The organism is Gracilibacillus oryzae (assembly GCF_009498735.1).
GTDB classification, from domain to species: domain Bacteria; phylum Bacillota; class Bacilli; order Bacillales; family Amphibacillaceae; genus Gracilibacillus; species Gracilibacillus oryzae.
In genome coordinates this window covers 1-14,636 of record NZ_ML762457.1, presented here as the reverse complement: position 1 = coordinate 14,636, position 14,636 = coordinate 1, and the positions used below count along the sequence as shown (strand labels likewise).

At 38.6% G+C, this 14,636-nt stretch carries 13 protein-coding genes and 1 pseudogene; 6 read left to right on the top strand and 8 right to left on the bottom strand.

The annotated features are described in order from the left end of the window. Positions 1–374: 374 nt before the first annotated feature. Both F9U64_RS21465 and F9U64_RS21460 read left to right on the top strand, forming a co-directional pair. A complete protein-coding gene (locus F9U64_RS21465) occupies positions 375–1,298 on the top strand; it encodes a hypothetical protein (protein WP_153406944.1) in 924 nt (307 codons plus the stop codon). After that, a complete protein-coding gene (locus F9U64_RS21460; RefSeq protein WP_153406943.1) occupies positions 1,298–1,846 on the top strand; it encodes a hypothetical protein in 549 nt (182 codons plus the stop codon). The genes F9U64_RS21465 and F9U64_RS21460 overlap by 1 nt, the downstream gene beginning before the upstream one ends. 597 nt (positions 1,847–2,443) lie before the next feature. On the opposite strand, the gene F9U64_RS21455 is transcribed toward F9U64_RS21460, so the two are convergent. The 4 genes from F9U64_RS21455 to F9U64_RS21440 form a co-directional block, all read right to left on the bottom strand. Beyond that, positions 2,444–2,620, bottom strand: a complete 177-nt coding sequence (locus F9U64_RS21455) for a hypothetical protein (protein ID WP_153406942.1) — start codon at positions 2,618–2,620, stop codon at positions 2,444–2,446. 54 nt (positions 2,621–2,674) lie between these two features. After that, a complete protein-coding gene (locus F9U64_RS21450) occupies positions 2,675–3,742 on the bottom strand; it encodes a PD-(D/E)XK nuclease family protein (RefSeq protein ID WP_228275839.1) in 1,068 nt (355 codons plus the stop codon). 161 nt (positions 3,743–3,903) lie between these two features. Next, on the bottom strand, positions 3,904–4,521 hold the full coding sequence (locus F9U64_RS21445; protein ID WP_153406940.1) for a hypothetical protein: 618 nt from the start codon (positions 4,519–4,521) through the stop codon (positions 3,904–3,906). A gap of 91 nt (positions 4,522–4,612) precedes the next feature. Continuing rightward, a complete protein-coding gene (locus F9U64_RS21440) occupies positions 4,613–5,524 on the bottom strand; it encodes an AraC family transcriptional regulator (protein ID WP_153406939.1) in 912 nt (303 codons plus the stop codon). Between the two features lie 158 nt (positions 5,525–5,682). Here F9U64_RS21440 and F9U64_RS21435 point away from each other — a divergent pair, with 158 nt between their 5' ends. Further along, positions 5,683–5,943 carry an Atu4866 domain-containing protein gene (locus F9U64_RS21435; RefSeq protein ID WP_153406938.1) on the top strand — a complete coding sequence of 87 codons (261 nt, stop codon included), beginning with the start codon at positions 5,683–5,685 and terminating at the stop codon, positions 5,941–5,943. A gap of 21 nt (positions 5,944–5,964) precedes the next feature. After that, positions 5,965–6,702 (top strand): SDR family oxidoreductase, encoded by a 738-nt coding sequence (locus tag F9U64_RS21430; protein WP_153406937.1) that lies wholly within the window; start codon positions 5,965–5,967, stop codon positions 6,700–6,702. A gap of 317 nt (positions 6,703–7,019) precedes the next feature. Here the strand turns inward: F9U64_RS21430 and F9U64_RS21425 are convergent, their stop codons facing one another. The 3 genes and pseudogenes from F9U64_RS21425 to F9U64_RS21415 form a co-directional block, all read right to left on the bottom strand. Beyond that, positions 7,020–7,487, bottom strand: coding sequence for a UPF0158 family protein (locus F9U64_RS21425; protein ID WP_153406936.1), 468 nt, complete (start codon positions 7,485–7,487; stop codon positions 7,020–7,022). Positions 7,488–7,742: 255 nt separating this feature from the next. Next, a complete protein-coding gene (locus F9U64_RS21420; protein WP_153406935.1) occupies positions 7,743–8,234 on the bottom strand; it encodes a hypothetical protein in 492 nt (163 codons plus the stop codon). Between the two features lie 222 nt (positions 8,235–8,456). After that, positions 8,457–9,415: pseudogene (locus F9U64_RS21415) on the bottom strand (Rpn family recombination-promoting nuclease/putative transposase). Positions 9,416–9,633: 218 nt separating this feature from the next. Between F9U64_RS21415 and F9U64_RS21405 the strand changes: the two are divergent. Further along, positions 9,634–12,189, top strand: a complete 2,556-nt coding sequence (locus F9U64_RS21405; protein WP_228275836.1) for a transglycosylase domain-containing protein — start codon at positions 9,634–9,636, stop codon at positions 12,187–12,189. An 817-nt stretch (positions 12,190–13,006) separates the two neighbouring features. Next, on the top strand, positions 13,007–13,447 hold the full coding sequence (locus tag F9U64_RS21400) for a hypothetical protein (RefSeq protein ID WP_153406931.1): 441 nt from the start codon (positions 13,007–13,009) through the stop codon (positions 13,445–13,447). Between the two features lie 260 nt (positions 13,448–13,707). On the opposite strand, the gene F9U64_RS21395 is transcribed toward F9U64_RS21400, so the two are convergent. Then, the gene (locus tag F9U64_RS21395) at positions 13,708–13,875 is read right to left on the bottom strand and encodes a hypothetical protein (RefSeq protein WP_228275835.1); all 168 of its coding nucleotides are present in this window, start codon (positions 13,873–13,875) and stop codon (positions 13,708–13,710) included. Positions 13,876–14,636: the final 761 nt, after the last annotated feature.

Here is a 14,636-nt window from a genome sequence, read left to right as displayed (position 1 = left end):
AACAGCCATTTCATTGATTTCATCTTTCTCCCCCTTATCGTTTGGAATGAAACTATCCGTTGACTTACACTTTAGAATGCGCTTTCATAAATCTATATTACTTATTCGCCGCACATAAGCACATGGGAAAATGCGTTTAAAATATGGAAAAATGGTGAATGGATGGATTTGTTAATTTCTTTGCAGATTGGCAATCATGATTCCGCCATCTGTTTAATAGACTAGGAAAATAGCCGGAAAAATTGTTATTGGGATCTTTTGGCATATATGTTACAGTAGGTAAAGCGAGATTTTGATCAGCCTGGCTTCTGTACCCTGCTGATCATTAGCAAAACATAGAGCGAATAAGATTTCATTTTCCAGGAGAGGGTTTTGTGAAAAAAATATTATGGAGCAGTATTGTGTTAATCATCTTAAGTTGGGCTGGTAATTATCTTTATTATCAATCAAAACAGTTGGATGCACCGATTTTTCTTACCCATTATTATGAAGCTGACAATCATGAAAACCTCCAATTTACATTCTTCTATCTGACAAACAAAAGCAATCCAGTTGATGTTCAATATGCGGAAGTTGCAGGGATGGAGCTATATCCGGTGTCCAGCCAAGGTTTTACTGTCTGGCATGGGGATATGCCACAGGTCCAATATGAGCAAGCATATCGCCATCACTATTTAAGATCTGTCACCCTTAAATTTCCGGCGATGGAGATGGCGTTTATTGATGAACAGAACGAAGCCTTGTCGTTTTCGAGCATGGATGTTTATTTCAGTGATCAAACTTCTCTAACAGCTGACATTGGCGAAGTAATGATTCAACCTCTACAGCAAGGAAGAGATATTTTGCATTCAACCGCAAGCGGCGGCAGTACTAACGGGCGGTCTTTTACATCCATGACAGCTGAACAAGCATTAACGATTACGGATATCAGCTTTCCTTTCGACAAAGTTACTGATCAAGTGGAGGTAAAAATTGACCACCGATCAGTAAGAGAAGAACAGTGGAATCCATCCATTTCATCAGGATCATCTAATCCACTGGATGGTGACTGGGAGCATGCGCCAGGGAAGATGATAGCCGATAATGATTTGTTCCCAATGAGCATTGCCAAGAATGACTCTGTTCGTCTATTAAACTATTTAAACCCAGACAGGAGAAGTTATTTTGAATTTGGGATTTATCTAAATGGTATAACGGAAGATGGCAAGCCATTTTCTGCAGCTGCTCGTATTATCGACAGACCTTATTTAGACCAGGCTGAAGTAAACGAAATCATAGAGGAAAGGCAGGAATCATGATGAAAGATGCCTTTAGTAAGATGTTTTGGGGATATATCCTTGTATTAATCGAAATTCACTTGTTCGTGATTGATATTCTGGCAGATCCGGTCGGGTATTTTCTCATTTATTTAGGAATAAATCATTTAGTAAATGAATTCCCAATCGGCCATAAAGCGAAAAACCTGGCAATAGTATTGATCCTTTTATCCATTCCGACGGTTTTTGTCGTAAATATTGATGCTTTTTCTTCTGAACCTGTTCTGTCACGATGGTCCATTTATGGCACAGTACTTTCGCTGTTAAAATTAATTCTTATATTCTATATTTTTCAGCTAATGATGGAAATCGCCAATAGCAGCAGTGATCCTTATTTAATTGGAAGAACAGAAAAAACCTTCCTGACATATATCATCATAATGGCTTTGATTAGTATATCCCAGCCCTTTACGATGAATTTCTCCATGGATGTGCATACCACTTATGTGATCCTAACAATTGTGATAAGTTTAATAATGGAAGTTGTCTTATTAGTGCTTTTGCGCAGGTTTATGAAGGTGGAGATATGAAGAAACACGGGATTTAGTGTTTCTTCTATTTTTTTTGGGCATTGAGAGGATGGCTGGTTATCGAATGCCTTGAGCTCTCTCACTTCTTTGCGCCATGGCATTTAGACAGCCCCTGAATGCCTTCAGCTCTCTCTCTCCTTTAAGCCATGGCATTGAGATGGCTCCCGAATGCCTTCAGCTCTCTTACTTCTTTGCGTCATGGCAGTGAGAGAGCTTCTGAATACCTTCAGTTCTCTCACTCCTTTGCGTCATGGCATTTAGACGGCTCCTGAATGCCTTCACCTCTCTTAGTTTTCTGCGTCATGGCAGTGAGAGAGCTCCTGAATACCTTCACCTCTCTTACTTTTCTGCGTCATGGAATTGAGAGAGCTTCTGAATACCTTCACTCTCTTAGTTTTCTGCGTCATGGCATTGAGAGAGCTCTTGAATACCTTCACTCTCTTACTTTTCTGCGTCATGGAATTGAGATGGCTTCCGAATGCCTTCAGCTCTCTCACTTCTTTGCGTCATGGCAGTGAGAGACTCGCCGAATGCCTTCAGCTCTCTTACTTCTTTGCGTCATAGCATTGAGAGAGCCCCTGAATGCCTTCACCTCTCTTACTTCTTTGCGCCATGGCATTTAGACGGCTCCTGAATGCCTTCACCTCTCTTACTTCTTTGAGCCATTGCATTGAGACGGCTCCTGAATACCTTCACTCTCTCACTTCTTTGCGCCATGGCATTTAGACGGCTCCTGAATGCCTTCAGCTCTCTTACTTCTTTGCGCCATGGCATTTAGACGGCTCCCAAATGCTTTAAGCTCTTATTTTCATTTGGGAAATAAAACTTTCACGAAAATCTCAACAATGCATCATCGATCACTTTCACAAATCCTGTAAAATCTTTTATCATATGTTCTAATTTCCCTTTCAATACATCTTGATCATCTAAATGATCAATCTGGAAAAGCTCATACTCCTTTGCAACAAAGGTGCGGGATCGCTCACTTCTATTCAAGTTATTCTGTTCAACAAATTGAGTAATATCACTTGGATACATTTGGAGCAGGTGTTCCGTAAATAGCTGTTTTTTGGCACCTTCTATATCGATCATGAACTCAATGGGAGAATGGGAAGCAAACTTTTCCTTTGATAATTTTATTTCAAAGTGGATATCCAATCCTTTCGTTTTCCAACTAGTTTTCGAGATTTGCTGATACCCTCTGTCTGGATTTGCATTGATTATCCATTCCATTTTTGTATTATTCTCTATGTTGTTTTTCAAAAAGTTCATGATAAAGTCATGTACCCTTTTGTAGTCATGCTCAAAGTTGTTACGCAAATCCTGAATCATGCGGAAATGTTCCAGATATAAACTCGTCTTCTCAGAGATGGTGTAAGTCTCATCCTTCATAAAATTCGCCTCCAAATGGGTGATGAAATCTTGATACAGCATTGTTTTCTTAATATTTTTCAAATAGTCAAAGTTCACCTGTTTTAGCAGGTTTACTAAATCTTCATAGCCAATCGCCCGAAAAGCTTGATGTGCCAGCGCCTGTCTTTTATCAGGACTCAGGAAAATAAAAGTATGCTCATGATCAGGGAACTGTGCTTCTATTTTTTGCTTATAATCCCTTGTCTGGTTATTATGTTCCTGACTGAAAACCTTATGTTCGATACCAACAATCATCTGATCTCCGATTTGAATTAACAGATCAATCCGTCTTCCATTGTTAAATGCATATTCTCTTGTAATGGAAATCTCATCAACTATCTCTCCAAATGCATCCTGCCACTTCCCATTGGCGGCCATTATCAAATTCTTCAATGGCTCGATACCAATCCCGTTTACTTTCGGATTTAATATGTAAGCTAAATAATCACTTATCGCATCTTCATGAAAGCTTTTATTAAAAATGGAAAGAACAGTAACACTATCTTCCTGCTCCTGATTCGGAAGATAGTCATATATTTTTTTAGCATTGCTAAGGATTGGTTATAATCCGTTGCTTCCATACGATCACCTATTTTCCATATGTACTTGAAAGCACAGAAAAGAAATCATTCCTGTACCTCCCATTAGTTATCTAAAAAACTATTAATATATCCACCAATATTGTTGCTAGTACTCGAATCTGGGTCTGATCGATAATATCCGCTGTCTCCACCTCTTTGGTATCCTTCCACGTAAGTACCATCCGAGCGATAATAACCTTCAACATAATGAGGCTCAACATGGTGGACACCTGGAGAATCCTCTGTCTCATATTCTGCATATCCTTCATCTTGCTCGTAATATTCATTTTCTGCGACTGGACTTGGTTCGCCATCATTCAACCAATGATAGAGTCCTCCACCTATTCCTAAGAAAAATAAGATACTGAAGGCCAGCTGCATAAACCCTCCCATCGTTTTACACAAAATATAGTGAGGATATTTTTCTGAATGTTGGCTTGAAGCTTTACTGACAGCTTGACTGTATAATTGCGCTCTTTTATTTTTGCGAAAACTGAGAAACCAATGTTGAGCACTTAATCGGTCAAATTCTGATTCGATGGCTTCTTCTATAAGAAAATAGGACTTGCCGAAAAACAGCCAAATAATTATACCTAAAATGAAAATAATGCCAGCGATTATCATCTTCTTCCAATACCAGCCTTCATTCCACAGATCTGTAAGTGCAGTTATGTACTCCATTCATAGTCACCTCTTCGTAACTTGCAATAGTTCTATATTACTATATGAGAGGATAGGAAATCTACTGCTTTTTTGAAGGGGTAACATGCAACTAGAATTCCTGCAGCCGATTGATATCCTTAATTGGCGGCATGCCGAACATTCGGGAATATTCCCTGCTGAATTGGGAAGGACTTTCATAACCAACGGAGAATCCAGCATTTGCTGCATCTAATTCCCCCAGCAGCATAAGTCGGCGGGCTTCTTGTAATCTTAATTGTTTTTGATATTGGATCGGGCTCAATCTTGTTACCTTTTTAAAATGATAATGAAGTGAGGAAGCACTCATATTCGCCACCTGAGCTAGTTCATCGATTCTTAATGTCCTCACATAGTCCTTTTTAATATGTTCAATCACTTTTCCAATCCGCTGTGCGGGGCCGCCATTTACAGCGATTTGCTTAACAGAATCACCTTGTTTGTCATGGAGAATTCGGTAAAGGATCTCACGGATAATTAAAGGGGAAAGAATGGCAAGATCCTCTGGTGTATCTAAAAGTTGAACAAGCCTTAACACAGCATCTAATAATGAGCCATGCATTTTGCTTACAAACAAGCCCGGTTTGGAATCTGCTTTTTTAGCAAATGTCTGCTCAGACTCGGAGATAATGTTAACAATCTGCTGTGGGGCAAAATCCAAGCGCAGACACAAATATGGTTTGTCTGGTGATGCCTCTATAATCTCTCCTGAAATAGGCAGATCGACCGACACAACGAGATAATGAGCGGGATTGTACTGATAGTCATCCTGTGCGAGCATCACAAGTTTGCTTCCTTGGACGACAATACATACGGCAGGTTCATGGATGGAATGGATCGGTTCAGACCGTTCAGAGGCACGAATGAAATGTAATGAAGGAATAGCTGTAGAATGAATGCCATCTTCCTTACAAAACTGGTCAATGCGCTGGGCTAATTCCTTTTGCTGATCAATGAGTCTAGAATCTATCTTTTTTTCTCCCAATAGATTCGCTCCTTTCTATTCGTTTCAACTAATTTCATTTTAAGTAAACCTGGAGGATTAGGCAAGGATTCCGTATGAATGGTCTACCTTGTACTGTTTTGATTATGTGATAATGAATCTGTCTTACGAAGAATCATTCGTCAGGAAGGAGAAAAAAGATGACAAAACAAGCAAGCAATAACTCCAATCCATATGTAGGTATGTGGGTCACAGAGGATCGGTATATTCGCCATGAACTTCTGCCAAATGGCCGTTACGATGAGGCTCGCGGAAAAAAGGAAAGCGCGTATCGGGGCAGTTATACCATTACTGGAGATCATATCGATTATAAGGATGATACAGGTTTTACAGCAGATGGTGATTTTCGCAACGGCATTCTCTATCATGCTGGAATGGTTTTATATCGGGAAAATAATTGAAACGAATTGGAGGATATGACAATGTCTAATATAGCTGGAAAAGTTGTTGTAATAACAGGAGCAAGCAGTGGTATAGGGGAAGCCACCTCTCGACTGCTTGCCCAGAACGGGGCACATGTCGTGTTAGGTGCAAGACGTATCGACCGATTAGAAGCAATCACATCTGCTATTCACGCTGATGGTGGAACAGCTGAGTTCATGCAGTTAGATGTAACGAAAAGAGAACAAGTGGAGGAGATCGTGAATTTTGCAAGAGAAAAATTTGGCCATGTTGATGTTATTGTGAATAACGCAGGAATCATGCCGCTTTCTAAGCTGGAAGCCTTGAAAGTAAACGAATGGGATCAGATGATTGATGTAAATATTCGAGGTGTCTTACATGGAATTGCAGCAGGATTGCCAGTAATGAAAGAACAAGGATTTGGCCAGTTCATTAACATAGCTTCTATTGGTGCCTACACAGTCTCCCCAACTGCTGCTGTTTATTGTGCAACCAAGTTCGCTGTTCGCGCGATTACAGAGGGTTTGAGGCAAGAGACCGGAAATGATATCAGGGTAACACTCGTATCACCAGGAGTAACAGAATCAGAATTAGCCGACAGTATTTCTGATGAATTGGCACGGGCAGCCATGAAGGAATACCGCCAAATCAGCATTCCGTCCTCTGCGATCGCCAGAAGCATTTTATTCGCTATTGAGCAGCCTGATGAAGTTGATGTTAGTGAAATGGTTGTGAGGCCTGCAGGGAGTTTGAGTTGAATTTTTTGTCAGAAGATCTACAGTTAATTTTTAATTGATTAATTCAATAGATACTCTACCATAAAGGCCGTACTAACTGCTGACGGGGTGAAGATGATTGATTGTTGTTGGTGGCAGGAAAGCTTCTCTGAGACTGAGTCTTGGTGAGGCTTTTTTGGCATAAAGGGATGATTTTAGTTTTTCTTTCAAGGTAAACTGTTTTGATAAAAGGGAATAACCTGCCCCACACCTTCATGCAAAAGATAATATATCGGTCAATATTTTTACTAGTCTGAATAGGGGATGCTCGATAGACTTTCCCACTTCCCATTACATTCTCAATCCTCATATTCCAAGTTATTCTTTTCACAAAATTCCCTGGCAATCTGCTTATAGCATTCGTCTCGATAAGCATACCAATCCTGCTCTATATCTAATTCATTAATTTTATCTTTAAATCTTCTGAAAGCACCTTTTCCTCGAATGGTATGCAATAATTTATTTTGAAAGGCTGGATTTTCGATGGTGAAACAGAAATCTTCCATCATACTGTATTCGTGAATTTCAAATTCTGTTGGTAAATCAAGGTAGTTATCATCATTCTCGATAATATCGTATGCGAGCTCCATTTGTTCTTGTTGCCAGTCATACAGGTCATCAATGGATTCACCATCTTCTGCCATGGTCAAAAACTCCCTTAATACGTGAACAACATTACCTGTATTAATATGTAATAAATTAATATTGTCATATGATTGCATATCCATTGCCACTAGAATTTCATCAATTTTTACTTTTGTATTCATGGATTTCAGACCTCCTTGAATTTCATACCATCATTCTAAAGGTTGTTTTTCAAAAAAACCATGATAAAATAATGCTTTTTACTAAAAAATCCTGGAACCAGCTTTGCCACAGTTCAGAAAGAAGAAAAAAGTGCTTCTTTCACAGGAATGTTCTATCGCTAAAACAAACCTTCCTAAAGAAAGAGCACTTTTCCCTGATGATGACAATTATAGTAAACTAATCACTTGATTATTTTTCCCAGTCATAGACAACATTTATCTTATATTGCGGATAATGGAGCTTCTCGCTTCCTCAAATTTTCTGATTGTATTTGTAAGTGTTGTAAAAGCTTCATTTCGTTTATTATTAAGTGATTGCATTCGAAGGATTAACATATTCATATTATTTTGTATATTGTCTAATTCTGCTTGTAACTTTTTGACTAATTCCGTGTCATTATTGCCTCTGGCAGTCGCCAATTCATTATTTACATCATTTAAACGTTTATTCCATTCTTGCATTTCGTTCTTTAGTTCTATTGTGCGGATATTTAATGAGTCGGCCCTCTCTGTTTGAATCCTTTTTATCACTGATTCTAAATCTATCCCATCCCCATTGGTTACTTGCATCTTTAACTGATCCAGCGGTTGAGATAATTGATGATCATTGCTTGCGCTTCCTGTTGTTTCAGCTGCTAATGCGGTTGTTGGTGCAAATAAAATCAAGCTGAGCAAAGCAACTGATATTGTGAGCTTTCGTTTTTTCATTAGCATTCCCCCTTTCCTGAATTAATAATTATATCCGCAATTCTTATTATATAATAATATATTATTCATTAGTAATATATTTTAATGAATCTTTAGGAATTCTTTAACTTCTTTAAAAAAAAAGGAAAAAAGCCTTGCTGAATTTTATCAACAAGACCTTTCTCCATTCATAAAAAAAATATTCTCTGGGTCTTTTTGTAAAGTAACTGGCACCAAGAATTCCTAAATCTCTCTTGAAGAAAAGAATTTCCCGACAACAGTCTTTATTTCATCTTCATCATTTGCGGTAAATAATTTCAATTGAAGTTCTTCTAACTCTTCCAAATCTTTTGAATTTTCCAGTTTTTGTTTCACTTGTTCTGTTAAAATAGCCGATGATCGAGCTTGAAGGAATTGTTTAATAGAGGAGATTAAGCGTAGAACCTGACCTTCTGCTTTTCCTTCTGCTAATCCTTCTGCTTTTCCTTTGGCTATTCCTTCTTCACGAGCTTGCCTTTCTCTCAACTCAGCTTCTTTTAAGGCTGCTAAATCATCCATCAGCACTTTGGATCTTGCTTCATATTCTCGCCATTTTCCTTTATCTGCACTAAGTTTTTCCCAATCTTGGAAGGCTTCTCTTAATTGCGGATCATTCATCGATATATCCTCCAATTCTTTATAAATATCCTCATAAACTGTTTGATTCTTCTTATCGACAATACCTAATAATAATATCCACCGGGCTAATATATCATTTCTCGGATTTAGATTACCCTTTTTCCAGTCATTTAAAAGTTTTGGCATTTCAAAAAAATGCATCTCCAGGATATCTGTTAATGGGAAATGTTCTTCATCTTCATATATATGATACGTTGTATGGAATTTCTCGGTTTTCTTAAAGAGGGTAAAATTCATGAAGTTAATCATAATGACTGGCTTTAATTCACTGTAGCCACGCCCAGAGGCAATTGTGTTCCGATAAATATTACCCGTTCGTCTTTATTTGTTGTAGCTAAAATATCTAACCTTGATTGTTTATCATTTTCGTGTTCACCTGAGAATTCTGTATTCACAAAAGTTATATTATTGATACGATCATCACCTTCTCTTTTCAAAATTGCATTCAAAAAGATGATGGTAATATGTTTATTTTTATCATGACCAAATAATTGTTTGAAGGCAAAATCAACTTTCAAATCCATTAGCCTATTTAGAGGTAATCTTTTTAGCAACCTTTCCATTTTAATCACCCAGCCTTTTTCTTCATTATACCATCAGCCAGAAGAAGTCCAAAGGGAAACTAGCTGTGACTTTTTATTCAGCTATATTAAATAATTTCGTTACCTCCAGTGAGTTTACTAAGTGACCATTGAGGGTATCTTGCATTAGAAAATATTTTTTTAAGAGAGGTGAATAGATTTTGACAACCAAACAGAAAAAGAAGAAGAAAAAAGGCTTCACCAAGCTATTATTATCATTATTTCTTATTTCCTGCTCTTTACTTATTATCGGTGGCATAACAGGTTTTGCTCTTATTAATGATGCCCCGCCATTAAAACCTTCTGCACTGGAGAATGCCAAATCTTCTGTTATTTATGATATGAATGGTGAAGAAGTTGCCACTATTTCCGGAAAAGAACACCGATTACCCGTAAAAATTGAAGATGTTCCTCAGATGGTTCAGAATGCCTTTTTAGCTGTGGAGGATGCCAGATTCAGGGAGCATATGGGCATTGATATTATGCGAATAGGTGGTGCTGTATTAGCGAATATAAAAGAAGGCTGGGGAGCTGAAGGCGGGAGTACGATCACTCAACAGGTTGTGAAAAATACATACCTCTCACCAGATAAAACATTAAAAAGAAAAGCACAGGAAGCCTATTTAGCAATAAAAATGGAAGAAGAATATACTAAAGATGAAATATTGGAAATCTATCTGAATAAAATTTATTTTGGCCATGGAGCGTATGGCATCGGGGCAGCGGCAGAAGTATACTTCAATAAAGAAGTGAAAGACTTAACCGTCGAAGAAGCAGCATTGCTGGCAGGTCTGCCTCAGCGTCCCAGTGGCTATGATCCTTTTAACTATCCAGAAAATGCAAAGCAGCGGCGTGATATCGTCCTTTCTTTAATGGAAAAGCATAATTTTATCCCCCAGGAAAAAAAGGAACAAGCGCAAAGTATTAGTATAAAAGACAGCTTGCATAACGAGGAGAAAAAGCAATCATATCAATATTTTATTGATTATGTCGTAGAGGAATTAATAGCAAAGGACATTCCTGAAGATGAGATATTTACAGGAGGGTTAAAGATATACACAACTCTTGATCCCCATGCCCAGACATATACGGAAAAAGTCATGACAGGAACAGATTCAATCCCTTTTCCTGATAACAAATTCAAAGCAGGTGTCGTCCTGTTAGATACGAAATCTGGTGCAATTCGGGCGATTGGCGGGAATCGCGATCCCAAAGCGCAAGACGTAAAAAGAGGGTTTAATTATGCCACCCATATTCAAAGACAGCCTGGTTCAACCATTAAACCTATTTTAGCTTATGGTCCTGCGATTGAATACCGCCAGCAATCTACCTATCACCAAATAAAAGATGAGGAAATCGAAGTTGACGGTAAAACGTTCAAAAACTATGATGATGAATTCCATGGAATGATGTCAATGAGAGAAGCCTTAATAGAGTCATATAATATACCTGCAATTAAAACATTCTTAGAAACAGACAGTGATCAAGCATTAGAATTTTCCAGCAAATTAGGAATTAATTTAGAACATGCTTATCCAGCTTATGCTATTGGCGGGTTCGGTGATGAGGATGGCGTCTCTCCATTAGATATGGCTGGTGCCTATGCAGCTTTCGGCAATCAAGGAACCTACCATGAACCTTACACTGTTACAAAAATTGAATATCCAAATGGTGAATCCATTGAATTTGAATCGGAAGCTGTGAAAGCGATGGAAGCTCATACTGCCTATATGATTACAGATATGCTGGTAGACGTCGTTCAAGTAGGAACAGGCAGACTTGCCAATATTGAGGGGCTCCCCCTTGCCGGAAAAACCGGAACAACAAACCCGCCGGAAGGAATTGAGGAAGGCTCTACAGACTCCTGGTTCGTTGGCTATACGACAGAGTATACAGCAGCGGTTTGGTCAGGATATCCTTCCACATCAACGGAGCAATATGTAAAAAAAGAAGATGCTCGAATTGCCAGATTACTTTTTAAAGAGATTATGGCAGAGGTGTCTAAAGATGTAGAGACAGAACCTTTTACAAAACCATCTACCGTTAAGAAAGTGGAAATAGACGAACGAAATGGCCGAAGAGCATCGGCTTATACTCCTGAAAGCAGGATCACAACAGAATTATTTGTAGCAGGAACAACTTTGCCAACAGAATATGTACCTGTACAAAGGCCAGAACAAGATAATAACGAGGTAAACTTTACAAGACCTGATCCGGAGCCAGATGAAGAAACAGAAAAAGAAGAACAGAATGAAGCAGAGAATGAAGAAACAGATAGGGATACCGAAGAAGAGAAAGAGACTGCCGAAAATACAGAAGATAATGAAGAACAAGAACAAGAAGAAACAGAAAAAGAAGATACGGAAGCAACCGACGAGAATGATTCTAATCAATCAGATAATAACGAAGAGCAACAAAACGAGCAAGAGGATGAGCAGGAAACTTCTCCTTCCCAAAATGAGGGCGAGAATCCCGAAGAGAATCAAGGAAGTCAACAGGAGGAAGATAGCCAGCAGGATCAGGGAAATCAGGAAGAGCAGGACAATCAAAATCAGCAAGAGAACCAGGAAACAACGGATACTAATACCGAAGACACTGAAGTTAGTGATGAGACTGTAGAACAACAAAGCACGCCTAAAAAAGAGGATAACACTTCAGAAGGTGAGACTAACACAGACAGTGAAAGTTCGAAAAAAGAGGTGACTTCTTCAGAATAAATGATCCTGTGCAGGTGACAGTTGAATCTCCTGCTCACTGGGTTGACTAGCAATGAAAGAAGCATCTCGGACAAACTGATATGAAGGAGGGGTTTCTTGGAATGCAGGGAGACCCTTCTTCTTTGTCCATTCGATTGGAGGTTATTACAAATGTAAGCAAAGAAGGAAGAGGTTTGTTGTTAAAACAAAGATAATCAACAAATCTATGGTAACAAGCAGAAGATTTGTTGATAAAACATAGATTATGCACAAATGAATTCCATCTTCCCTCCATCTAAATATTGGATGATTATGTTTTAACAGCTATCATTATTTATACAAAAAAAGGAAGTAACTACTCCTCACTTTTGCAGAGAGCAGCGGGAAGTTACTTCTTTTTCTATTGGTGACTAGTGCAATAATGGCTGCAAGAGCTGTTAACAGATCAGCTAAGAAAATGCCAAATTGTAATAGCATATTATTGCTTCGATTGTCACCATGTGCAACCCCCCTTTCATGTGGAGTGCGAACCACCCATCCGCTTATGTAGTTGATATGATTAGTATTCTAGCAATATCACCATAGATAATCTCCTGGAATACCAACGAAATCTAACCCAACAAGAGAAACGTCCCCATGCGTATCAAAGAACGTCAATAAATGCATATTCCTACAACCAGCCAAATAGCAGCTTAACAAATATGACTGGGAGCTATCTCTTTTTTTCTGTAAATAGTTAATACTATTATTTTCCAAATATTTGAGGATGACCTTCTTTTTGGATATAATATACACAAAAGGATTCTGAGAAACACGTAAAAGGGGGGGCAAAATTAACATGGAAGATTTTATTACTTTATTGTTTTTATTAGCAGTAGTTTATTTTTTATATAAAAAAGGTATCTTCAAAAATGTTAAATTCCCTACTGTTCATAACAACCTCATTATGACACGTGATATGAACAGTAATATCAAGATGTCCTATAAAACGTTTAATGGAATGGAAAACTGTTTATTTTTCATGAAGGTTTCTAACGAATATACGCTGAACTATGATATTAAGGTAACAAAAGGATCGCTCATATTAAAATGTGTAAAAGGAAGAGAAGTTATTTTTGAAAAAGAACTAACCGAAGATGAACAGGGGTCTTTTTCATTCACCGCAGAAAATAAAAGATATCGTGTACTCATAATTGGAAATTATACGGGAGGCGGGTGTCATGTTACGATTAATCCACAATCGAATGCAGTCGTGAATGCACCACAGGGAAGGATCTAAACTTTTGGCAGATCATCAAATGTAAGTTCAGGCATTTGATTGTTCCTCTGTATTATAAGTTTCCATCAATTTGCAAACTCTTAACAGTTGATGTAATCCTTCTTCGCCCTCTTTACAGCGTACCTTCTGAGAAAGCAGTTGTTCTTACATCTAATTCCTCGGGTTGATAATCAAATTCAGGTAGCATAGATAAAGTTCTTTAAGACCTAACACTTCTGTTAATCGGACCGCAAAGTCAAGAATGTTGGATCGTTTACCGTTCAAATAATCAGAAAAATTTGATTCGGACATTCCCAGTTCTTTGCGAGCCGTTTTCTCTTTAAACCCTCACCATCGATAAAGGTATTAATATTATTTAATGTTTGCTTAACATGACGATCTAATGATGAATGTTGAAAATCCGTCATTGTTGTACTAATCCAATACAAAAGAAATGCCCTGCAGAGATATCTCTCTCCCTTTTGAGTCATAACATAAAGATGTCCTAAATACCTTGAGCACTTACTTTCTTCTGACTCATGGCATTCAGAGAAGTCCTGAATACCTTGAGTCCTTTCTTTCGCGAGGACTCCTGAATGCCTTGAGTCCTTTCTTTCGCGCCATAGCATTCAGAGAAGTCCTGAATACCTTGAGCACTCACTTTCTTCCGTGCCATGGCACTCAAAGGAGTCCTGAATACCTTGAGCACTCACTTTCTTCCACGTCATGGCATTCAGAGAAGTCCCGAATACCTTGAGCACTCACTTTCTTCCACGTCATGGCATTCAGAGAAGTCCTGAATACCTTGAGCACTCACTTTCTTCCGCGCCATGGCATTCAAAGGAGTCCTGAATACCTTGAGCACTCACTTTCTTCCGCGCCATGGCATTCAGAGGAGTCCTGAATACCTTGAGTCCTTTCTTTCTTTCGCGCCATGGTACTCAGAGGACTCCCGAATGCCTTGAGTCCTTTCTTTCTTCCGCGCCATGGCACTCAAAGGAGTCCTGAATACCTTGAGCACTCACTTTCTTCCGCGCCATGGTACTCAGAAGACTCCCGAATGCCTTGAGTCCTTTCTTTCTTCCGCGCCATGGCACTCAAAGGACTCCCGAATGCCTTGAGTCCTTTCTTTCTGGTTAAGCCAGTATAATTGTGTAAAAAGAAAAGCCATTATAGCTTTCCTCATGATACAATGTTTTCAACCACGATA